This window comes from Streptomyces sp. TLI_185 (genome assembly GCF_003814765.1).
Classification (GTDB): domain Bacteria; phylum Actinomycetota; class Actinomycetes; order Streptomycetales; family Streptomycetaceae; genus Streptomyces.
In genome coordinates, this window is the sequence record NZ_RKRB01000001.1 from 5,548,198 (window position 1) to 5,569,361 (window position 21,164).

General features: G+C 70.8%; 19 protein-coding genes. 10 read left to right on the forward strand and 9 right to left on the reverse strand.

Annotation, left to right across the window (positions count from 1 at the left end):
- Nucleotides 1–4: 4 nt before the first annotated feature.
- The 3 genes from EDD92_RS25535 to EDD92_RS25545 are packed head-to-tail and all read right to left on the reverse strand — an operon-like array spanning nucleotide 5 to nucleotide 3,334.
- Complete coding sequence (locus tag EDD92_RS25535; protein WP_123966436.1) at nucleotides 5–859, reverse strand: transglutaminase family protein; 855 nt, start codon at nucleotides 857–859, stop codon at nucleotides 5–7.
- A gap of 1 nt (nucleotide 860) precedes the next feature.
- Entirely contained in the window at nucleotides 861–1,793 is a 933-nt protein-coding gene (locus EDD92_RS25540) for an alpha-E domain-containing protein (protein ID WP_123966437.1), read from the reverse strand.
- The gene (locus EDD92_RS25545; RefSeq protein WP_123966438.1) at nucleotides 1,790–3,334 is read right to left on the reverse strand and encodes a circularly permuted type 2 ATP-grasp protein; all 1,545 of its coding nucleotides are present in this window, start codon (nucleotides 3,332–3,334) and stop codon (nucleotides 1,790–1,792) included. The genes EDD92_RS25540 and EDD92_RS25545 overlap by 4 nt, the downstream gene beginning before the upstream one ends.
- A gap of 264 nt (nucleotides 3,335–3,598) precedes the next feature.
- Between EDD92_RS25545 and EDD92_RS25550 the strand changes: the two genes are divergently transcribed.
- Nucleotides 3,599–4,645 carry a LuxR C-terminal-related transcriptional regulator gene (locus tag EDD92_RS25550; protein ID WP_123966439.1) on the forward strand — a complete coding sequence of 349 codons (1,047 nt, stop codon included), beginning with the start codon at nucleotides 3,599–3,601 and terminating at the stop codon, nucleotides 4,643–4,645.
- On the opposite strand, the gene EDD92_RS25555 is transcribed toward EDD92_RS25550, so the two are convergent.
- Nucleotides 4,608–5,585 carry a helix-turn-helix transcriptional regulator gene (locus EDD92_RS25555; RefSeq protein WP_123966440.1) on the reverse strand — a complete coding sequence of 326 codons (978 nt, stop codon included), beginning with the start codon at nucleotides 5,583–5,585 and terminating at the stop codon, nucleotides 4,608–4,610. The two genes, EDD92_RS25550 and EDD92_RS25555, sit on opposite strands and share 38 nt — an antisense overlap.
- 46 nt (nucleotides 5,586–5,631) lie before the next feature.
- Nucleotides 5,632–6,576, reverse strand: a complete 945-nt coding sequence (locus tag EDD92_RS25560) for a helix-turn-helix transcriptional regulator (protein WP_260327332.1) — start codon at nucleotides 6,574–6,576, stop codon at nucleotides 5,632–5,634.
- A gap of 406 nt (nucleotides 6,577–6,982) precedes the next feature.
- On the opposite strand from EDD92_RS25560, the gene EDD92_RS25570 reads away from it, so the two are divergent.
- Nucleotides 6,983–7,318, forward strand: coding sequence for a hypothetical protein (locus tag EDD92_RS25570; protein WP_016437222.1), 336 nt, complete (start codon nucleotides 6,983–6,985; stop codon nucleotides 7,316–7,318).
- Nucleotides 7,319–7,493: 175 nt separating this feature from the next.
- On the opposite strand, the gene EDD92_RS49970 is transcribed toward EDD92_RS25570, so the two are convergent.
- A complete protein-coding gene (locus tag EDD92_RS49970; protein ID WP_185124123.1) occupies nucleotides 7,494–7,907 on the reverse strand; it encodes a pyridoxamine 5'-phosphate oxidase family protein in 414 nt (137 codons plus the stop codon).
- A gap of 129 nt (nucleotides 7,908–8,036) precedes the next feature.
- Between EDD92_RS49970 and clpB the strand changes: the two genes are divergently transcribed.
- Nucleotides 8,037–10,658: an ATP-dependent chaperone ClpB gene (clpB, locus tag EDD92_RS25580; RefSeq protein WP_123966444.1), complete on the forward strand. Its 2,622-nt coding sequence runs from the start codon at nucleotides 8,037–8,039 to the stop codon at nucleotides 10,656–10,658.
- 312 nt (nucleotides 10,659–10,970) lie between these two features.
- Nucleotides 10,971–11,504, forward strand: a complete 534-nt coding sequence (locus EDD92_RS25585; RefSeq protein ID WP_030942124.1) for a YbjN domain-containing protein — start codon at nucleotides 10,971–10,973, stop codon at nucleotides 11,502–11,504.
- A 31-nt stretch (nucleotides 11,505–11,535) separates the two neighbouring features.
- On the opposite strand, the gene EDD92_RS25590 is transcribed toward EDD92_RS25585, so the two are convergent.
- From EDD92_RS25590 to EDD92_RS25600, 3 genes are all read right to left on the reverse strand, one after another.
- Entirely contained in the window at nucleotides 11,536–12,726 is a 1,191-nt protein-coding gene (locus EDD92_RS25590) for a mannosyltransferase family protein (RefSeq protein ID WP_399184004.1), read from the reverse strand.
- A gap of 99 nt (nucleotides 12,727–12,825) precedes the next feature.
- Nucleotides 12,826–14,016, reverse strand: a complete 1,191-nt coding sequence (locus EDD92_RS25595; protein WP_123966445.1) for a pyridoxal phosphate-dependent aminotransferase — start codon at nucleotides 14,014–14,016, stop codon at nucleotides 12,826–12,828.
- Nucleotides 14,017–14,045: 29 nt separating this feature from the next.
- Complete coding sequence (locus tag EDD92_RS25600; RefSeq protein WP_030942130.1) at nucleotides 14,046–14,387, reverse strand: ANTAR domain-containing protein; 342 nt, start codon at nucleotides 14,385–14,387, stop codon at nucleotides 14,046–14,048.
- Nucleotides 14,388–15,298: 911 nt separating this feature from the next.
- Here EDD92_RS25600 and EDD92_RS25610 point away from each other — a divergent pair.
- The 6 genes from EDD92_RS25610 (at nucleotide 15,299) to fbaA (ending at nucleotide 21,132) form a co-directional block, all read left to right on the forward strand.
- A complete protein-coding gene (locus EDD92_RS25610; protein WP_123966446.1) occupies nucleotides 15,299–15,835 on the forward strand; it encodes a DUF2617 family protein in 537 nt (178 codons plus the stop codon).
- A 99-nt stretch (nucleotides 15,836–15,934) separates the two neighbouring features.
- Nucleotides 15,935–17,569, forward strand: coding sequence for a polyamine aminopropyltransferase (locus EDD92_RS25615; protein ID WP_123966447.1), 1,635 nt, complete (start codon nucleotides 15,935–15,937; stop codon nucleotides 17,567–17,569).
- An 81-nt stretch (nucleotides 17,570–17,650) separates the two neighbouring features.
- Nucleotides 17,651–18,547 (forward strand): SRPBCC domain-containing protein, encoded by an 897-nt coding sequence (locus tag EDD92_RS25620; RefSeq protein WP_123966448.1) that lies wholly within the window; start codon nucleotides 17,651–17,653, stop codon nucleotides 18,545–18,547.
- A 33-nt stretch (nucleotides 18,548–18,580) separates the two neighbouring features.
- Nucleotides 18,581–19,369 (forward strand): aldose 1-epimerase, encoded by a 789-nt coding sequence (locus EDD92_RS25625; protein WP_123966449.1) that lies wholly within the window; start codon nucleotides 18,581–18,583, stop codon nucleotides 19,367–19,369.
- Between the two features lie 10 nt (nucleotides 19,370–19,379).
- The gene (pyrE, locus tag EDD92_RS25630; RefSeq protein WP_123966450.1) at nucleotides 19,380–19,931 is read left to right on the forward strand and encodes an orotate phosphoribosyltransferase; all 552 of its coding nucleotides are present in this window, start codon (nucleotides 19,380–19,382) and stop codon (nucleotides 19,929–19,931) included.
- Nucleotides 19,932–20,109: 178 nt separating this feature from the next.
- Entirely contained in the window at nucleotides 20,110–21,132 is a 1,023-nt protein-coding gene (gene fbaA / locus EDD92_RS25635) for a class II fructose-bisphosphate aldolase (RefSeq protein ID WP_123966451.1), read from the forward strand.
- Nucleotides 21,133–21,164 lie beyond the last annotated feature (32 nt).

Consider the following 21,164-nt stretch of genomic DNA (forward strand, 5'->3'; position numbering starts at 1 on the left):
CGGTTCACCCCACCCGTGTGAACACCACCGACACGTCCGGCGGACCGCCCGCCACTCCCCGGTAGATGCCCTTGTGCGGGGTGACGTCGTCGTAGTCGCGGCCGCGGGCCACCACGACGTGGGACTCGTCGGCGCGGGTGCGGTTGGTGGGGTCGTAGCCGCACCAGTCGCCCGCCCAGTACTCGATCCAGGCGTGGCTCTGCCCGGCGACGGGCCGGTGGAGTTCGGCCTCGCGCTCCGGGTGGAGGTAACCCGAGACGTAACGGGCCGGCAGGCCCACGCCCCGCAGCAGCGCGACGGTGAGGTGGGTGATGTCCTGGCAGACGCCCGCGCCCTGCTCCCAGGCCTCCGCGGGCGAGGTGTTCACGCTGGTGGCGCCCGGCAGATACGACACCCGGTCGGCGACCAGCTCCGAGACCGCGACCGCCGTCTCGTGCGGGTCGAGACCGGCCGCCGCCTTCCGCGCCTTCTTCACCAGCTTCGCCGGGACCGTCGTACGGCCGGTCGGGCTCGCGAACTCCAACAGGCGGGAGTTCGCGGTGCGTTCGGCGACCTCGGCCCAGGTGGGCGCGGGCGGGAGCGCCTCCGGCGGGGACGTCTCGACCAGGCTGGAGGCCGTGATGGTGAGGTCGCCGTGCGGGTCCATCAGGTCGAAGCCGGTGACCTGGGTGCCCCAGTAGTCCCAGTACGACCAGGTGGGGGCGGTGGGGTTGACGGTGACCCGCGCGTCCAGGGTGGTCTGGCCCGGCAGCGTCAGCGGGGTCATGCGGACCTCGTTGTGCGAGGAGGCCGCGGGCTGGGCGTAGGAGACCCGGGTGGTGTGCTTGATACGGAGGCGGCGTACGCGTTCGGCGGTCATCTCACGCTCCTTCCTGGGCCCACTCGATGGGCCCCTGGTACGGGAAGAACCGCTCGGCCACCGCGTCCGCGGAGGCCATGCAGGCATGCTGCAGGTCGCCCAGCAGCGCGGGCAGTTGGTTCTCCAGAGCGTGCGTGTCCAGATACTCGAGACGGGTGCGGAGCCGTCCGATGGGGCGGCGCGCAGGGTCCTGGCGGGGGCGGCCGAGAGCGGTGAGGCACTCTTCCGCCGTGGTCAGTGCGTGCAGGGCCGAGCGCGGGAAGTTCCGGTCCAGGAGCAGGAATTCGGCCACTCGCGGGGTGTCGCCGAAACCGCCGTACACGCGCGCGTAGGCCTCGTCGGCGCCCGAAGCGCTCAGCAGCGTCGGCCAGTCGGGCGCGTGCACGGCGTCCAGCACGCGCACGGACAGCAGCCGTACGGTCATGTCCACCCGCTCCAGGCTGCGCCCCAGCACCACGAAACGCCAGCTGTCGTCCCGGCTCATGGTCGAGTCGGCGAGCCCGAAGAAGAGCGCGGCCCGGCGGCGCACCAGCTCCAGATAGGCGTACGGGCCGGTACGGCGGGCCGCCAGCCGCTGGTCGGCCAGCGCGTGCCAGGTGGAGTTGAGGCACTCCCACATCTCGGAGGAGATGGCCTCACGGGCGCTGCGCGCGTTCAGCCGGGCGGCGCCCAGCGCCCCCTCGATGGAGCCCGTCGAGCGGGCGTCGAAGGCGAGCTGGTCCAGGACCTGCTGCATGTCCACCCGTGCGCCGCCCGCGTCCATGCCGAGGATCGCGTACAGCGACCGGCAGGCGACGTCCTCGTCGCGCCAGGGGTCCTCCAGCAGACGGTGCAGATACGCGTCGAGGATGCGGCCCGTGGCGTCGGCGCGCTCGACGTAGCGGCCGGTCCAGGTCAGGGCCTCGGCTATCCGGGACAGGATCACGTCGTTCACTGCTGTTGGGCCCCTTCCTGTACGACGGCACGGGTGCCGTCGGGTCCGAGCCGGCGCGGGGCGACGGAGGGGAGCGCGCCGGCCGGTTCGGGCGCCGGCTGTTCGGCGGGGCCCTCCGCGAGCACCCAGGTGTCCTTGGAGCCGCCGCCCTGGCTGGAGTTGACGATCAGGTTGCCCTCCTGGAGGGCGACGCGGGTCAGCCCGCCAGGCAGCACCCAGACATCGTTGCCGTCGTTCACGGCGAACGGCCTGAGGTCGATGTGGCGGGGTGCCATGCGCTCGCCCGCGAGGGTGGGGGAGGTGGACAGGGCGACGGGCCGCTGGGCGATGAAGCCGCGCGGGTCCGCGGTCACTGCTTTGCGAGTGCGTTCGAGAGTGTCCTTGTCGGCCTTCGGGCCGATCACGATTCCCTGCCCTCCGGCGCCGTCGACCGGCTTGATGACCAGCTGGTCGATCTGGTCGAGGACCGCCTCCAACTGCCCTGGCTCGTCGGGCCGGTAGGACTCGACATTGGGGAGGATCGGTTCTTCGGAGAGGTAGTAGCGGATCAGGTCCGGGACGTAGGTGTAGAGCAGCTTGTCGTCGGCGATCCCGTTGCCCACGGCGTTCGCGAGTGTGACGTTGCCCGCCATGGCGGCGCCCATGATGCCGGGGCAGCCGATCACCGAGTCGGGCCGGAAGTGGAGCGGGTCGAGGAAGTCGTCGTCCAGGCGCCGGTATACGACATGGACGGGCACCTCGCCGCGCGTGGTGCGCATCCAGACGCGGTTGCCCCGGCAGACCAGATCGTGCCCCTCGACCAGCTGCACGCCCATCAGCCGGGCGAGCAGGGCATGTTCGAAGTAGGCGGCATTGTTGGGGCCCGGCGTGAGGACGACGACCCGCGGATCCTGCACACCGTCGGGGGCGGCGGCACGCAGCGCGGCGAGCAGCCGGTGACAGTAGCCGTCGACGGGCAGGACGTGCTGCTCGGCGAAGAGCGACGGGAAGATCCGGGTCATGGCCCGGCGGTTCTCGATGACGTAACTGACCCCGCTGGGCACCCGTACGTTGTCCTCCAGCACCCGGAAGTCCCCGGCCTCGTCGCGTACGAGGTCGATGCCCGCGACGTGGATGCGGACACCGCCCGGTGGCTCGACGCCCTGGGCCGCCCGGTGGAAGTGCGGGGAGTTGAGCAGCAGCCGCCAGGGCACGACGCCGTCCTCGAAGGCGCGGGCGTGTCCGTAGGCGTCGGCGAGGTAGGCCTCCAGGGCTCTGACTCGCTGGCTCACCCCGCGTTGTATGAGATCCCATTCGAGGGCGTCGAGGATGCGGGGCACCAGGTCGAGCGGCCAGGGCCGCTCCTCGCCCGCGAAGGCGTAGGTCACGCCACGGTCCGTGAAGGCGCGGGCCATCTGGTCGGCCCGGAATCTCAGTTCGCTCGGCTCGATGGGCTGGAGCGCTGCCAGTACCGGCTCGTAGGCGGTTCTGACCTCACCCGGCCGCTCAAACATTTCGTCCCACGCGTCGGCCAACGCGTATGCGTCAAATATGTCCGCCATGGCCTGACGTTAAGTGGGGTGTGTAACGGGGTGATCACTGACGTATTTCCTGCAGCTTGCGTGAGACAGCGGTTTCTGCAGGGCAACGCGCGGTTGCCGCGAACTGCCGTCAGCTTGTTGCAGGAAGGACCGCGGAGGGCCGGAAACAGCCGTATGTACGGGTGGTTTCGGGTGCTCGGTTCGGGCCGAGCCGTGTTGCGGAGCTGGTCCGGGCCGCGCATAGTTGCGCTGCGACAGACGGTGGAACCGGGGGTGGGATGGGCGATGGCCGGGCACGGGACGGATGAGCATCCACACGGTGCCGACCGACTGTGCGACGCCGGGGACCGCGTGTACTCCCGGGCCGTACGGCGGGGCCGGGTGGCCCGCAGGGACGCCGAACCGGTGCCGTGCCTGCTGGAGCTGGCCCTGCTGCACCCGGACCCCGACGACATGGACTGGCTGGTCCCGACGTCCCCGCAGGAGGTCATGACCAGACTGCTGCGCGGGGTCTACGACGAGGTCAGCGCGAGCCAGCGGCGGGTGGGCGCGGCGGTCGCCGCCGTCGAGCGGTACTCGGGCCTCGGCCCCGCCACGCAGGCGGGCCCGGGCGTTGCGGAGGGCGCCGCGATCCGTGTCCTCGACGGACTCGCCCGCATCCAGGCCGCCATGGACCAGGCGACGGAGGCGTGCACCACGGAGGTCCTCACCGTCCAGCCCGGCGGCATCCGCCCGGAGCACGAGCTGACCGAGGGGCTGCACAGGGCGCTGGCGCTGCGCGGGCGGGGCGTACGGATGCGCGACCTGTACACGCATGTGGCCCGGCACGGTCAGGGGCTGCTCAACTACCTGGAGCTGATGGGCGGTTCCGTCGAGGCCCGCACGCTCGACGAGGTGATCGACCGGCTGATCCTCTTCGATCGCACGGTGGCGTTCATCCCGGCGAACGCGGACCGCACCCTGGCGCTGGAGCTGCGCCACCCGGCGCTGGTCGAGTACCTGGTCACCGTCTTCGAACGGCTGTGGCGCCTGGCGATCCCGCTGACCGCGCCGCTGCCCGACACCGGCATCGAGGGCATCTCGCACCGTGAGCAGTCCATCGCGGCGCTCCTTGCGGAGGGCCACCAGGACGCGGTGATCGCGGAGCGGCTCGGCATAAGCGTGCGCACCTGCCGTGCCCATATCGCGCGGCTCTCCGAGACCCTCGGCGCGGCCAGCCGGACCCAACTCGGCGTCCGTATCGCCCAGGTGGGCCTCGACGGGCCCCGCCACCCGGCGGACGTCACTCCGTCGGTCACTCTTCCCGGTCAAGAATCCCCGACCGTCCGATGAGATAGCCGAGCTGCGCCCGGCTCTCGCTGCCCAGCGTGGCCGCCAGTTTGGCGATGTGGACGCGGGCGGTGCGGACGTTCATGCCGAGGCGGTCGGCGATCACGGCGTCGGTGTGGCCCTCCACCAGGAGGGCGGCGATGGTGCGTTGGCGGGTGGTGATGCCGCCGGGGTCGGCCCGGGTGGCGGCCTGGGGGTGCATGGGGGTGGCCAGATGCCAGAGGCGGTCGAAGATGACGGCGAAGTAGTCGATCAGGACCGGGTGGCGGACTTCGAGGGCGAGCGTGCGGTCCGCGTTCGCCGGGATGAAGGCCACCGTGCGGTCGATCACGATGAGCCGCTCGGTGATCTGGTCGAGGGTGCGTGCCTCGGCGTCGCCGTCCAGCTGCTCGTAGCGGGCCGTCACGGCGGGGGAGTGGCGCTGGGTGTGCTGGTAGAGCGTGCGGATGCGGCCTCCGCGGTCGAGCAGGCCCTGGTCGCGGTCCAGGCTTCTGGCCAGGCGGTCGGCGGGACTGCGGCCGTCGTAGGGCTGGATGGCGAGCAGTTCGCGGTTCGCCTCCGCCATGGCCGCGGCGATGGCCTCGTTGATCCGGTCGAGTCCGCTGATGACGGCGATGCCCGGCTGGTCCGTCACTGCCGTGAGCTGCCCGCCGACGTGCATGAGCGGCTCGAACATCTCGGCGAGCCGCTGCTCGCGCAGCCGCTCGCCGGCGATACGGTCCGCCGACGTGCGCAGCAGCCGGTGCAGGGCGAGAGCCGGGGCGACGGGCTCCAGGCGGCCGGGGGCGGTGACGGCGGGGTACAGCAGACCGAAGTCGACGAGGCAGGGGGCCGCCTCGGCGTCCGCGCTGCTCACGTGCCCCTCCCGCAGGGCGCGGCCGTACAGCTCCAGGCCCGCTTCGCACAGCTCCTCCGGGCCGTGCCGGTGCGCCTGCGTCGTCACGAGTGACCCTCTTCCTCCGACTTCTTCCGAACGTCCCGACCGGCTGTCAGGGCTCCTGCTTCAAGATCCCCGACTGTGCGATGAGAAAGCCGAGTTGGGCCCGGCTGCCGCTGCCCAGAGCCGTCGCCAGCTTGGCTATGTGGGCGCGGCAGGTGCGGACGTTCATGCCCAGACGCCGGGCGATCGCCTCGTCGACATGGCCCTCGACGAGGAGCTTGGCGATGGAGTGCTGGATCTCGGTGATGCCGTCGGGGGCGGTCTCGTAGGGGGCGCCGGCGCTCAGCGGGACCGCACGGGCCCACATGAACTCGAAGACCTTGATCAGATAGCGGACGAGTCCCGGGTGCCGCAGTTCGAGAGCGATCTCACCGTCGTCGCGCGTCGGGATGAAGGCCACGGTCTCGTCGCAGATGATCAGCCGCTCGACCAGTTCGTCGATCGTCCGGTACTCCACCTTGCCGTCGGTGAACTGGGCCACGTAGGCCAATGTCTCCGGGCTGTAGCGGGCCGGGTGCTGGTAGAGCGTCCGGATGCGGCAGCCGCGTTCGATCAACGGCCGGTCGCGGTTCAGCCCCTGGGCGAGGGTGTGCTCGAGCCGGCGGCGGCTCGGCTGGACGGTGAGCATCTCGGTCCGGCACTGGGCCGTGGCCAGATCGAGCGCCGCGTTGATCCGGTCTAGGCCCTCGAGGACGGTGATCGAGTGCGTGGCCGCCGTCGACTGGGCGCTGAGCGTCATGAACGGCTCGAATGCGTCTGCGAGTTCGATGGACAGCCGCCTGCGCTGGGTGATCTCGTTCTCGATCGGGTTGAGCCGCTGGGCGAGCGCGACCGAGGGGGGGACCGGGCGCAGCCAGTTCGGGTCGTCGGGATCGGGATGAAGGAGGGCGAACTCCATCAAGCAGGGCGCGGGCTCCACATCCGTACGGGCTATGCGTCCCGTCCGGAGAGCGCTCCCGTAAAGGCGTCGGCCGTCCTCGCACAGGTCCGTCAGTCCATGAGGATGTGTCCGCTTAGTCTCATTTATCGCCAAATCTCCACCCCCCAGGGTCCTGAACGTGCAGGAACATGATGCATCGTTTGTGTGGCCATGACGTGCCGGAATGGGCCATCGTCGTATTCGGACGGGGGAGAGGTGACCTTCAAATGAGGACGAAGCCGACTATGCATAAGAGAATGCTTCGCTCGGCGCTAGTCGCCGCCTTCTCCGCTGCCCTGGCCTTCGGAGCGCTGGGCGGCCTCTCGGGGGCGAACGGCGATACCGCGCAGGACAGCACCTGGCAGACGACGGCCGTGTCTGCCGCCGGTGCCGGCGACAGTACGTGGCTGGTAAAGGCGTCCGATGTTCCGGGTGACAGCACATGGGTCGCCCCCAGTGACAGCACGTGGGTCGCCGGGTCATGACCACTCCACCCGACGACCGCTCCTTCCGCCGCGAAATGGCCACGGCCTACCGCTCCGGCTGGCACTTCATCGACCTTGTCACCGCGATCCCCCACTCCGGTGACTCGCTGATGGTGACCGTCTTCGGTGAGCCGGTCGTCGTCACGCGCGACGAGGACGAGGACGTACGGGCGTACCGGTGTCTGCGGCGGCCTCGGGGGGCGCCGCAGCCAGTGCGATGTGCCATTCGGTACGGAATGATCTTTGTGAATCTTGACCAACGAGACCACCGGCTGGTGGAACCGGAAACCCCCGATGTTCGGACCATCTCAGCCACCCCCCGCAGTGCCTGACGCGATTCCCCCGTCGTAACAGATCGCTCAGGTACTTCCCCCCGCAGCGGCGTCACCGTGACCTGAACACGGTGACGCCGCTGCAGTTTTGCGGGACATTTCCGGGTATCGGCATGTTCGGCCGTCGTCCGGCACTGACTGAAACCCGTCCCCGCCGCCATGGCCGTCACGGCCGTCATACGAGGCCCATCGCCCGTGTCAGCTCGATCTCGATCACCACACGTGACGGGTTCGGCCCGGGCGTCCGCCGGTAGCGCTCGGCGTACCGGCGCACCGCCTCCGCGACCCGCTCCGGATCGGTCCGTACGACGGCCCGGCCCTCCAGCGTCGCCCAGCGCCGGCCGTCCACCTGGCACACCGCGACCCGGGCGCCCCCGTCGCCGGCGGCCAGCACGTTCAGCACCTTCGCGCTCGTCCTGTTCGTGATCACCCGGGCCAGGCCGGCGCCGGGATCGTAGGTGACCCCGACGGGCACCACGTGCGGGCTGCCGTCCGGGCGCGGGGTCGTCAGCGTGCACAGGTGCCGTTCCCGCCAGAAGTCGAGGTACGCGGCGTCAGGGGCGCCGGGGTCCTGCGAATAGGTCGCCATGGCTCCGGAACTTAGCCCCCGGACTCTCCCGACCGCCTCCTTGAGTGGAATAGACTCAACTTTGTGTACGCTGACTGAGTCAGTAGTGGACTTGTGGCGGACGGCTGACATCAGGAGGAGAACGCGACAGTGGACGCCGAGCTGACCAACCGGAGCCGGGACGCCCTCAGGGCGGCCGAACAGCGGGCCCTGACCGACGGGCACGCCGACCTCACCCCGGCCCATCTGCTGCTGGCCCTGCTCCAGGGCCAGGACAACGAGAACATCACCGACCTGCTGGCCGCCGTCGACGCCGACCAGGCGGCCGTACGCGCCGGCGCGGAGAAGATCCTCGCCGGGCTGCCCAGCGTGACCGGCTCCACCGTCGCGCCCCCGCAGGCCAACCGCGAACTGCTCGCCGTGATCGCGGACGCCGCCGAGCGCGCCAGGGACCTCGGCGACGAGTACCTCTCCACCGAGCACCTGCTCATCGGCATCGCCGCGAAGGGCGGCGCCGCCGGTGACGTACTGTCCGGGCAGGGGGCCGGCGCGAAGAAGCTGCAGGAGGCCTTCCAGCAGGCGAGGGGAGGACGACGGGTGACCACAGCCGACCCGGAGGGCCAATACAAGGCCCTGGAGAAGTTCGGCACGGACTTCACGGCCGCGGCGCGCGAGGGCCGGCTCGACCCGGTCATCGGCCGCGACCAGGAGATCCGCCGCGTCGTGCAGGTGCTGTCCCGCCGCACCAAGAACAACCCGGTCCTCATCGGTGAGCCCGGCGTCGGCAAGACCGCCGTCGTCGAGGGACTCGCCCAGCGGATCGTCAAGGGCGACGTACCGGAGTCCCTCAAGGACAAGCGGCTGGTCGCCCTCGACCTCGGCGCGATGGTCGCGGGCGCGAAGTACCGCGGCGAGTTCGAGGAGCGGCTCAAGACCGTCCTCGCCGAGATCAAGGACTCCGACGGCCAGATCATCACCTTCATCGACGAACTGCACACCGTCGTGGGCGCGGGCGCCGGCGGCGACTCCGCCATGGACGCCGGCAACATGCTGAAGCCGATGCTCGCCCGCGGCGAACTGCGCATGGTCGGCGCGACGACCCTCGACGAGTACCGCGAGCGGATCGAGAAGGACCCCGCCCTGGAGCGCCGCTTCCAGCAGGTACTGGTCGCCGAGCCGACGGTCGAGGACACGATCGCGATCCTGCGGGGACTCAAGGGGCGTTACGAGGCCCACCACAAGGTCCAGATCGCCGACAGCGCACTCGTCGCCGCCGCCTCCCTCTCCGACCGCTACATCACCTCCCGCTTCCTGCCCGACAAGGCCATCGACCTCGTCGACGAGGCGGCCTCCCGCCTCCGCATGGAGATCGACTCGTCCCCCGTCGAGATCGACGAACTCCAGCGCGCCGTGGACCGGTTGAAGATGGAGGAGCTCGCCCTCGAGAAGGAGACCGACCCGGCCTCCCGCGAGCGCCTGGAGCGGCTGCGCCGCGACCTCGCCGACAAGGAGGAGGAACTGCGCGGCCTGACGGCCCGCTGGGAGAAGGAGAAGCAGTCCCTCAACCGCGTCGGCGAACTGAAGGAGAAGCTCGACGAGTTGCGCGGACAGGCCGAACGAGCCCAGCGCGACGGCGACTTCGACACCGCCTCGAAGCTCCTCTACGGCGAGATCCCCACCCTGGAAAGGGACTTGGAGGCCGCTTCCGAAGCCGAGGAGGCGTTGACATCTTCCGCCTCTGGCGGGGGCGCCAAGGACACCATGGTCAAGGACGAGGTCGGCTCCGACGACATCGCGGACGTCGTCGCCGCCTGGACAGGCATCCCGGCGGGCCGCCTCCTGGAGGGTGAGACGCAGAAACTCCTGCGCATGGAGGAGGAGTTGGGCCGCCGCCTGATCGGCCAGCAGGAGGCCGTGCAGGCCGTCTCGGACGCCGTCCGCCGCACCCGCGCAGGCATCGCCGACCCGGACCGCCCGACCGGCTCCTTCCTCTTCCTGGGCCCGACGGGCGTCGGCAAGACCGAACTCGCCAAGGCCCTCGCCGACTTCCTCTTCGACGACGAGCGGGCCATGGTCCGCATCGACATGTCGGAGTACGGCGAGAAGCACAGCGTGGCCCGCCTGGTCGGCGCCCCGCCCGGCTACATCGGCTACGAGGAGGGCGGCCAGCTGACCGAGGCGATCCGCCGCCGCCCGTACTCAGTGGTCCTGCTGGACGAGGTCGAGAAGGCCCACCCCGAGGTCTTCGACGTCCTGCTCCAGGTGCTGGACGACGGCCGCCTGACGGACGGCCAGGGCCGCACCGTCGACTTCCGCAACACGATCCTGGTCCTGACCTCCAACCTGGGAAGCCAGTTCCTGGTCGACCCGCTGACCGGCGAGGAGGAGAAGAAGGAACAGGTCCTGGAGGTCGTCCGCACCTCCTTCAAGCCGGAGTTCCTCAACCGCCTCGACGACCTGGTCGTCTTCTCGGCCCTGTCCAAGGACGAGCTGAGCCGCATCGCCCGCCTCCAGATCGACCGGCTCGCCAAGCGCCTCGCGGAGCGCCGCCTCACCCTGGAGGTCACCGACGAGGCCCTGGCCTGGCTCGCCGACGAGGGCATGGACCCGGCCTACGGCGCCCGCCCCCTGCGCCGCCTCGTCCAGACCGCCATCGGCGACCGCCTCGCCAAGGAGATCCTCTCCGGCGAGGTCAAGGACGGCGACACGGTCCGGGTGGACGCGTTCGGGGAGGGGCTGATCGTGGGGCCTGCCACGGGCAAGACCCTGTGACCGGTCACGTGCCGCACGGGCCCGCCACCCTCCGTGGCGGGCCCGCCGCACGTCATACGTCGGTCATGGCGAGGTACACGGTGACAAAGAACCAGACGGCGAACACCAGGCACCCCAGCCACAGGGTCCACAGCAGCCAACGCAGCGCTCTCGGTAGACGCACGGAAGGATCATCGCACCGGCCGGGTATCCGCAGGAGCGTTCCCGGTACACCGGATCGTGTCAGCCACGGGCTGACAGGACCGCCCGGGGTTGCCACCCCCCTCCCCGCATGGGGGAGGATGGCGGTATCCGTACGAAGGGAAAAACACGGTGAGCATCGACCCGTCCTCGATTCCGAACTTCGGGGGCCAGCCCGAGCCGCAGCCCCAAGGACCGGCGGGCCCCGTCGTCCCGGATCAGGACCTCGTGAAGCAGCTCCTCGACCAGATGGAGCTCAAGTACGTCGTCGACGACGAGGGTGACCTCGCGGCGCCGTGGGAGCAGTTCCGTACGTACTTCATGTTCCGTGGTGAGGGCGACCAGCAGGTCTTCTCGGTGCGGACGTTCTACGACCGGCCGCACCAGATCGACGAGAAGCCCCAGCTGCTGGAGTCCATCGACGACTGGAACCGGCGGACCCTGTGGCCCAAGGTCTACAGCCACACCCACGACGACGGCACCGTCCGTCTCATCGGCGAGGCACAGATGCTGATCGGCACCGGCGTCGCCCTGGAGCACTTCGTGTCCTCCACGGTCAGCTGGGTGCGGGCCGCCATCGAGTTCGACAAGTGGCTCGTCGAGCAGCTCGGCCTCGAAGAGGAGATCAACGAGGCGGACGAGAAGCCCGGGGACGACGAGGAGTAGTCCTCCCGCCCGCTTCCATGGCGCCACGGCCCTACAGAGGCATGTTGGCGAGCACGATCAGATACGCCCCGTAAACGAACGAGAGCCCGGCCAGGGCACCGACCACCACGGTCGCGTGCCAGGGCCGGGCTCTCGCCGTACGCACGAGGGCCTGGGCGAGGGGCAGCAGGAGCGGGAAGGCGGGGAGCAGGAAACGGGGCTTCGACTCGAAGAAGCCGGAGCCGCCGAGGACGATCAGCAGCAGTACGCCGCTGTGGACGAGGAGCGGGAGCGGGGCGCGGTCGGCGAGGAGGAGGGCGTACAGCACCACGCCCGCCGCCACGATCACCATGGTCATCGGGAAGATGAACCGGTCCCCGTGCAGCAGCAGGTGCCGTACGAACTGGAGCGAGCCCTGCCCGAAGTCGAACCGGGACCCCCACCGGCGCTGCACCGCGAAGTACCCGCCGAGGAGATTGCCCTCGCGGTGCCCGACCCACAGGACGTACGCCGCCCACCCGGCCGGTGCGAGCGCGGCGCCCGTCCACAGCCTGTGGGAAACCTTCCCGCGTCGCCGCCACACCTCGCAGGCGGCCGCCGCGAGCACCGCCGCGGCGACCGCGAACCCGTTGGGCCGGGCCAGCCCCGCAAGCGCCGCCAGCGAGCCCGCCCACAGCCAGCGCCCGGTGAGCACCGCGTACAGCGACCAGGCGGCGAACGCGGTCAGCAGGGGCTCGGTGTACGCCATGGACAGCACGACGGAGTGCGGGAGCAGCGCCCACAGCAGCACCAGCGTGAACGCGACGGCCCGTCCGTGCAGCCGGGCGCCGACCGCGTAGATCCCGCAGGCGGCGACGGCGGCCGCGGCCCAGGACACCACCAGTCCGGACGCGCCTGAGCCCAGCGGGCTCACGGCTCTCACCGCCCGTACCAGCGCCGGGTAGAGCGGGAAGAACGCCATGTCGCTGAACATGACACCCGTGTGGGGGTGCTGGATGCGGCCGTACCCGTGGGAGGCGATCCCCAGGTACCAGACGGAGTCCCAGGACCGCCCGAGCAGCCCGAGTGCGTCCCGCCCGGTCGTCGCCCTCGCCACCAGGGCGAGCGTGGCGACACCGAGCAGCCGGACGGTGAGGAACAGACCGAGCGCGGTGGCCATGGCCGCCACCCGGGTCGCATGGACACGCCCCTGGGCGGCAGGCTCCGCGACGGCGGAACGAGTGAGGGTGCTGGCGTGGGTCACACCGGCACATTGCAGGGTGAACGGGGCGTGCGCGAGCGCTGGGCGTCCGGCCGGGTACGGTCTCGCGGTGCTCGGCGTGGCGGCGTGACAGGACCCGGATCAGCCCGCCAGTGCCTTGAGCCGCTTCGCCGCCTCCTCCAGTACCGCCGTCTGCTTGCAGAACGCGAACCGTACGAACGGGGCGCCCGCCTCCCGGTGGTCGTAGAACACGGCGTTCGGGATGGCGACGACCCCGGCGCGCTGCGGGAGGGCGCGACAGAAGGCGAAGCCGTCGCTCTCGCCGAGGGGGCGGATGTCCGTGGTGATGAAGTATGTGCCCGCGGTCCTGAAGACCTCGAAGCCCGCGTCCGCCAGGCCCGCTGCCAGCAGGTCCCGCTTGGCCAGCATGTCCTCGCGGAAGGCGGTGAAGTAGCTGTCGGGGAGCGCCAGCGCCTCGGCGACGGCGTACTGGAAGGGGCCGGAGGAGACGTACGTCAGGAACTGCTTCGCGGAGCGGACCGCCGAGACCAGTCCCGGGGCGGCCGTCACCCAGCCCACCTTCCAGCCGGTGAAGGAGAAGGTCTTGCCGGCCGAGCCGATGGTGACCGTGCGCTCCCGCATGCCCGGGAAAGTCGCGAGCGGCAGGTGCTCGGCCTCGTCGAAGACCAGGTGCTCGTAGACCTCGTCCGTGACGACGAGCAGATCGCGTTCGACGGCCAGCTCGGCGATCGTAGTGAGCTCCTCACGGGTGAGGACCGTGCCGGTGGGGTTGTGCGGGGTGTTGATGAGCAGGAGCCGGGTCCGGTCGGTGACGGCGGCGCGCAGCTCGTCGAGGTCGAGCCGGAAGCTGCCCTCGTGCGGCCGCAGGGTGACCGGCACCCTGGTGCCGCCCGCCATGGCGATGCAGGCCGCGTACGAGTCGTAGTACGGCTCCAGGGCGATCACCTCGTCGCCGGGCTCCAGCAGGGCGAGGAGGGCGGCGGCGATGGCCTCCGTGGCGCCGGCGGTGACCAGGACCTCGGTGTCGGGGTCGTACGACAGGCCGTAGCGGCGTTCCTGGTGTGCGGCGATCGCGGTGCGCAGTTCGGGGATGCCGGGGCCCGGCGGGTACTGGTTGCCGCGCCCGTCGCGCAGGGCGCGTACGGCGGCCTCGCGGACCTCCTCGGGGCCGTCCGTGTCGGGGAAGCCCTGGCCCAGGTTGATGGCGCCGGTCTGCACGGCCAGGGCCGACATCTCGGCGAAGATCGTCGTCCCGAACTCGGCGAGGCGGCGGTTGAGGAGGGGGCGGGTGCTGGAGGTCATGCCGGTCATCCTGCGCCCACGCTGCGGAGTTCCTCAACTCACCGTTTCCACGACCTGTACCGGGCGATCGCCCGCTGCAGTTCGATCCGCTCGGGCTGCGGCAGCTCGGCACCCTGGGTGAACGCCATGACATGTTCGGCGACGACGCGCAGCTTCGTGTTGGTGCGCTGCGACACGTCGCGCAGGACTCGCCAGGCTTCCTCCGGCGCTATCCGTCCGAGGACGACGACGGCGCCGATGGCCTGGTCGACGACGGCGTGCGAACTGACCGCCTGCTCCAGCTGGGCGCACTCCTCTTCGAGGCGCTCGTTCTCCACGGCCAGATCGGTGGCGGACAGGAACTTCAGGGGCTGCGATCGGGAGACCGCAAAGAAAGCCATGGCGGGCTCACCACTTATTCAGGGCGGGGACTGGGCTCTGATGTGCTGGTGCCCCCGGAAGGACCTCGTACACGCATGCTCTGAAGTTCCTCAACTCTGCTTTGACCGTCGAGAAGCCCGGGCATCCCCCGTTCACGCAAGAAGCGAGGCACCCACGGGGGGCTGCTTCGGGGGAAACGAAAGGACGGTGGCGCCATGGTTACCGGCTTCATCGTGGTGGCGGTCGTGATCGCGTTCGTGGCGATCGTCGTGAAGGCAGCGGGCAAGGGCGGGGCGAAGTCGTTCGGCGGGGGGAGCCGGAGTGGCTCGTACCGCGGCGACAGCAGCAGTGGGAGCAGCAGTTGGTGGGCCGGAGACGGTGGCTCGTCGGGCGGGCACCACTCCGGAGGTCATCACTCCGGGGGGCACCACTCCTGCGGTGGCGGTCACTCCTCCTGTGGTGGCGGATCGTCCTGCGGGGGCGGGTCGTCCTGTGGCGGCGGTGGTGGATGCGGTGGAGGAGGCAGCTGACACGGGGCAGCTGAGCTCATCAAGGGGGAATCGCATATCCGCCTGTCACGCCCGTCGAGCACCCGCCGGAGGCCATGTCCCGGCGGGTGCTCGTACGCTCCGGCGTACGCCTCGGCCGCCGTGGCGTACGCCGTGGTTGAACAGTTGAGCAGTGGAGCCCTCTGAGGGATGGAAACCCCACGAAGTTGGGTAAAAACGCTGTGACGGCGCCACCGTTCATGATTCCCTCTAAAACGCCGGTGCGGCCCTCGGACGTCCTGCTGAGACCTTCCTGACCTCCTTGATTTCCCGACTGGGCCAACCGGGCCGTCCGGGCCGATCCCTCGGCGTCGCCCGGGTGTGCCAGACCCCCACACCTTCCTCCTTCCTTCTTTCTTTGTGTGCCAGCGGAGAGCCGACCCATGCTCACGACCCTGAACACCTCATACACCGATACACGCGCGGCCGACCTCGCCTGGGCCCTCGGGCGTGAGCCGCTTCCCGCCCTGGCGACGCTCGACCTCGAACTGGCCGGGGCCAAGCTGCAGTTGAGACTCCTCGGCGCGTCCCACCAGGTGCTCCTGGAGGAACAGCGGGGCAGTTGTTCGGAGACGGTGGCGTGCATGCCGGGCAGCAGCACACCGCTGCCGCTGGGCGTCGCCAAGCGGATGGGCGACTGGGAGTACGAGTTCGCGGCCCGGGTGGAGTTCCTGTCACCGGGCTCGTTCGCGGGGCGCGCACAGGAGTTGCTCGCGCTGGTCTCCGACCATCCGCACGGCCTGGCGGGTGTCTTCCCCGGCAGCCCGCACGCCTTCACCGCGCTGCTGGCCCAGTGGCACGAGGGTCAGGTCCACTGGCGGACCTGGCACGCATACCCGCAGGACGGGCAGTTGGTGGCGACGCGGACGCGGGTGGGAGCGCGGGTTCCCGCTCCGCAGGTCAGTCCGCTGGGCGCCTGACCCGAACACGCGATCTCAAACACGCGGTTTATGAACTGGCCGCAGTTCCACACGTGTGGGTGACGAAGCGTGAAGTTGCAGTGACGTAACGTCGCAGTCGTGATCGAACCGCACGCGCCGGCACCACCCGGCTCCCCGCCCCCCTGGGCGGGCCCGGCGCGGCTGCCCGTCCAGCCGAGCACCGGACGGTTCCTCGTGCTCGCATGCGTCTTCGTCTGTGCGGCCTGCGGGCTCGTGTACGAGCTCGAACTCGTCGCCCTGGCCTCGTACTTGATCGGCGACTCGGTCACCCAGGCCTCGGTCGTCCTGTCGGTCATGGTGTTCGCCATGGGCATCGGCTCGCTCGCGGCGAAGCGCCTGCGCTGGCGTGCCGCGGCCGCGTTCGGCGCGATCGAGGCGACACTCGCGCTGGTCGGCGGCTGCAGCGCGATGGCCCTGTACGCGGTGTTCGCGTGGACCGGCGACTGGGGCGGCCTGTGGGCGAGCGGCCCGCGTTGGCTGCTGGTCGCCTTCTCCCTCACCATCGGTCTGCTGATCGGCGCCGAGGTTCCTCTCCTCATGGAGCTGATCCAGCGCATCCGGCGGCAGGACGCGGGCGGTGCGGTGGCCGACCTGTTCGCCGCGGACTACGTCGGCGCGCTGGTCGGCGGTCTCGCCTTCCCGTTCCTGCTGCTGCCCCTGCTCGGCCAGTTGACCGGCGCGCTGATCACCGGCGCGGTCAACGCGGTGGCGGGCGGCACCCTCGTCCTCGGCCTGTTCCGCCGCGACCTCACCCGCCGCGCCCGCTGGCTGCTGCTGATCGCCAACCTCGCCGTGCTCGGCCTCCTCGCGGCGGCCGCCGTCCTGGTCGACGACTTCGAGCAGGCGGCCCGGCACGCGGTGTACGGCCACGACGTGCGCGTGGCGCTGCAGACCGGCACCCAGGAGGTCGTCCTCACCGGCGGCACCGACGGCCGCCCCCTCGACCTCTACCTCGACGGCCGCCTCCGGGTCGGCAGCGACGAACTCCGGTACCACGAAGCCCTGGTGCACCCCGCGATGAACGGTCCGCACGCGCGCGTGCTGATCCTCGGCGGCGGCGACGGCCTGGCCGCCCGTGAAGTGCTGCGCCACACGGGCGTGCAGCGGGTGGACGTCGTCGAACTCGACGCGGGAATCGTCCGGTTGGCGCGCCGCGACCCGGCGCTGTCGAGGCTGAACCGCCACGCCTACGACGACCCACGCGTGCGCGTGACGACCGCCGACGCCTTCCGCTGGCTGCGCACGGCGCCCACCTCGACGTACGACGTGGTGATCTCCGACCTCCCCGACCCGGGCATCACGGCCAGCACCAAGCTGTACTCCCAGGAGTTCTACGGCCTCGCCCGGCGCGCCCTCGCGCCCGGTGGCCGCCTGGTGGTGCACGCCGGGCCGTTCGCCACCCGCCCGCGGGTGTTCTGGACGGTCGTCGCGACCCTGCACGCCGCCGGCCTGCACACCGCCCCCTACCGGGTGGGCGGCCGCGACTCCGGCTTCGCCGCGGGCCCCGACCGCACGGCCGACGGCTCCCGCGCCGCACGCGACTGGGGGTTCGTCCTGGCCTCGGCCCGTACGGCCCCGCCCCTCGGTCTCGACCCGTATGCCCCGCCACCGCGGACCCTGGCCCCGGCGTCCCTCGCGGTGGATGCCCGGGCGGCGATCCGCACCCGGATCACGGACCTGCCGCCGTCGACACTGGTGCACCCCCGGTACTGAGCGAGCGGGGACGAGGCCGGGCACTCGAGAGTCGACCAACAACCCTGGTTGATCTCGGCAGGAACGGTAGGCTCGGCCGACATGGAGCATGAGGTGTTCGTTCCGGTTGTGGCCCGGCGGCTGAGGGACGCCCTCGCCGACCCCGCGCAGGTGGCCCGGGCGGTTCCCGGGCTCCAGCAGGACGCGGGCGCCCAGCCCGTCACCGGACGGCTGAAAATGCGCGTCGGCAGCCACTCCGTCACCTATCGCGGCACCGTCCGTGTCACCCCGCAGGACGACGGTTCGTACGCCGCCGAGGGCGACGCCACCGAGACCCGCGGCACCGGTTCGGTGAAGCTCGCCCTCACCCTCCGCGTGGAGGACGCCGACGGCGGCTCCCGACTGACCTTCGAGGGCACGGCCTCCGCGGACGGCCGCCTCACCGAACTGCCGGCCGAACAGGTCGCGTCGGCCGCGACCCGCCTGCTGAACCGTTTCGCGGAGCAGCTGGCCGCGGGCGCGGAGGCCGAGGGCGCCCAGGAGCAGCCCGAGGCACTTCAAGAACCCGAGGAGGCCGAGGAGCCCGAACCCCTCGTCACCCAGGAGTTCGAGCCCAAGGCGACCAGCGACTTCGAAACGACCCCGGACGCCGACGACGCGCCCGCCCCCGCCGCCGAGCCCACCTCGGTCCACGACACCGAGGTCCCCCCGCCGTCCCTCGACCCGCTCGCCGAGGACACGGACGGCACAGACGACAGGGACGACACGGACGACGTGGTCGAGGGCGCACCCCCCGCCGAAGCGGCCCACGCCCGCCGCACGATGATCGGCCGCAGCGCGGAGGAGGTCGACCACGCCCCGCCCCGCGGCCGCTACGCCCCGGTCCCCGCCCCGCAGACCGTCTCGGCCGGCTCCCCGCTGCGCTGGGCGGCCCCGGCGGCGGCCCTCGTGGTCGCGTCGGCGATCGTCGTGGGCCGGCTGCTGCGCAGGCGCCACTGACGGCGGTCTTGATCGCCCCAGTAGGGTCGTCCCGTGAGTAACGAAGACATCACGCTGACCGCGGGCGACGCGGAGGTGACGGTGCAGCCGGGCAACGGCGGCCGGGTGGGAGGACTGCGCGTCGGCGGCATCGAACTGCTCCGCCAGGGCGAGCGGTTCGGGTGCTTCCCGATGGTCCCCTGGTGCGGGCGGATCCGCGACGGCCGGTTCCGGGACGGCGCCACCGTCCAACAGCTGCCGCTCAACTCCCCGCCGCACGCCATCCACGGCACCGTCCGCGACGGCGCCTGGCACCCCGCGCGCGTGAACGCCGACGAGGCCGTCCTCACGTACGACCTGGTCGAGCCCTGGCCCTACGCCGGCCGCGTCACACAGCAGTTCGCGCTCACGCCGGACGCCCTGACCCTGACGATGTCCGTGGAGACGATCGACTCGTCCTTCCCGGCCCAGATCGGCTGGCACCCCTGGTTCAACCGGAACCTCGGAGGCGAGGACGTACAGCTCGACTTCACCCCCGCCTGGCAGGAGGAGCGCGGTGACGACCACCTGCCCACCGGCAACCGCGTCGACCCCCGCCCCGGCCCCTGGGACGACTGCTTCGGCATGCCCGGCGGCGTCGACGTCACCCTCACCTGGCCCGGCCAGCTGGAACTGAAGGTCGCCAGCCGCGAGGAGTGGGTCGTCGTCTACGACGAGCAGAAGGAGGCCGTGTGCGTGGAACCCCAGACCGGCCCGCCCAACGGCCTGAACACCCTTCCTCGCCTGGTCACCCCGCTGGAGCCGCTCGAGGCCTCGACCACCTGGACCTGGCGGCGCCTTTAAGCTGACAGACATGACGACGGACGTACGTGGCGAGCTGCTGCAGCAGATCAAGGACAAGGCCGTGGTGCACGGCAAGGTGACCCTCTCCTCGGGCCTGGAGGCCGACTACTACGTCGACCTGCGCCGCATCACCCTTGACGGTGAGGCCGCCCCGCTGGTCGGGCAGGTGCTCCTGGACCTGACCGCCGACCTCGACTTCGACGCGGTGGGCGGTCTGACCATGGGCGCCGACCCGGTCGCGGCGGCCATCCTGCACGCCGCCGCCGCCCGCGGGAAGCGCGTCGACGCCTTCGTCGTGCGCAAGGCGGCCAAGGCGCACGGGCTGCAGCGCCGCGTCGAGGGACCGGACATCGCGGGCCGCCGGGTGCTGGTCGTCGAGGACACCTCCACCACCGGCGGCTCCCCGCTGACCGCCGTCGAGGCGGTGCGCGAGGCGGGCGCCGAGGTCGTCGCCGTCGCGACCATCGTGGACCGTGCCACCGGCGCCGCCGAGAAGATCCAGGAGGGCGCGGGAGTGCCGTACCTCTTCGCCTACTCCAAGGACGACCTGGGCCTCGACTGACGCCCCCGGCCGAGCTACTGGCGGGTACCTCGACCGCGTTGTCCACAAGCCGGACACGGCGGGCAAAGCATCAGGCCAAGTCTGGAAAGATGGGGCCGACGACGACGTCAGCCCCCAAGGTCTAGGTCAGGGCCGTAGTACGCAGCACGCCAACCCGCACATACCAAGGAGCGGACAGATGCCCATCGCAACTCCCGAGGTCTACAACGAGATGCTGGACCGGGCGAAGGCAGGCAAGTTCGCCTACCCGGCGATCAACGTGACCTCGACCCAGACCCTGCACGCGGCCCTGCGCGGTTTCGCTGAGGCGGAGAGCGACGGCATCATCCAGATCTCGACGGGTGGCGCCGAGTTCCTGGGCGGTCAGTACAGCAAGGAGATGGTGACCGGCGCGGTCGCCCTCGCCGAGTTCGCGCACATCGTGGCCGAGAAGTACCCGGTCACGGTCGCCCTGCACACGGACCACTGCCCCAAGGACAAGCTCGACGGGTACGTACGTCCGCTGCTCACGGTCTCCGAGGAGCGTGTGAAGGCCGGCGGCAACCCGCTCTTCCAGTCGCACATGTGGGACGGCTCGGCGGAGACCCTCGCCGACAACCTGTCCATCGCCCAGGAGCTCCTGGAGCGTGCCCGCGCCGCGAAGATCATCCTCGAGGTCGAGATCACCCCGACCGGCGGCGAGGAGGACGGCGTCTCGCACGAGATCAACGACTCCCTGTACACGACGGTCGACGACGCCATCCGTACGGCCGAGGCGCTCGGCCTGGGCGAGAAGGGCCGCTACCTGCTCGCCGCGTCCTTCGGCAACGTGCACGGCGTGTACAAGCCGGGCAACGTCGTGCTCCGCCCCGACCTGCTGAAGGAGCTGAACGACGGCGTGGCCGCCAAGTTCGGCAAGCAGTCCCCGTTCGACTTCGTCTTCCACGGCGGCTCCGGCTCCACGGAGGAGGAGATCCGCACCGCGCTGGAGAACGGCGTGGTCAAGATGAACATCGACACGGACACGCAGTACGCCTTCACGCGTCCCGTCGCCGACCACATGTTCCGCAACTACGACGGCGTCCTGAAGGTCGACGGCGAGGTCGGCTCCAAGAAGACCTACGACCCGCGTACCTGGGGCAAGCTGGCCGAGGCGAGCATGGCCGCCCGCGTCGTCGAGGCCACGCAGAACCTGCGCTCGGCCGGCACGAAGATCAAGTAACCGGCCTGCGGGGATCGAGTCATCGGCCTTCG

Bases quoted from the DNA above. Each gene is read 5' to 3' on its own strand.
- EDD92_RS25535 (WP_123966436.1), bottom strand. From the start codon at position 859: ATGACCGCCGAACGCGTACGCCGCCTCCGTATCAAGCACACCACCCGG.
- EDD92_RS25545 (WP_123966438.1), bottom strand. From the start codon at position 3,334: ATGGCGGACATATTTGACGCATACGCGTTGGCCGACGCGTGGGACGAA.
- EDD92_RS25550 (WP_123966439.1), top strand. From the start codon at position 3,599: ATGGCCGGGCACGGGACGGATGAGCATCCACACGGTGCCGACCGACTG.
- EDD92_RS25570 (WP_016437222.1), top strand. From the start codon at position 6,983: ATGACCACTCCACCCGACGACCGCTCCTTCCGCCGCGAAATGGCCACG.
- EDD92_RS49970 (WP_185124123.1), bottom strand. From the start codon at position 7,907: ATGGCGACCTATTCGCAGGACCCCGGCGCCCCTGACGCCGCGTACCTC.
- EDD92_RS25595 (WP_123966445.1), bottom strand. From the start codon at position 14,016: ATGACCGGCATGACCTCCAGCACCCGCCCCCTCCTCAACCGCCGCCTC.
- EDD92_RS25600 (WP_030942130.1), bottom strand. From the start codon at position 14,387: ATGGCTTTCTTTGCGGTCTCCCGATCGCAGCCCCTGAAGTTCCTGTCC.
- EDD92_RS25610 (WP_123966446.1), top strand. From the start codon at position 15,299: ATGCTCACGACCCTGAACACCTCATACACCGATACACGCGCGGCCGAC.
- EDD92_RS25620 (WP_123966448.1), top strand. From the start codon at position 17,651: ATGGAGCATGAGGTGTTCGTTCCGGTTGTGGCCCGGCGGCTGAGGGAC.
- pyrE (WP_123966450.1), top strand. From the start codon at position 19,380: ATGACGACGGACGTACGTGGCGAGCTGCTGCAGCAGATCAAGGACAAG.
- fbaA (WP_123966451.1), top strand. From the start codon at position 20,110: ATGCCCATCGCAACTCCCGAGGTCTACAACGAGATGCTGGACCGGGCG.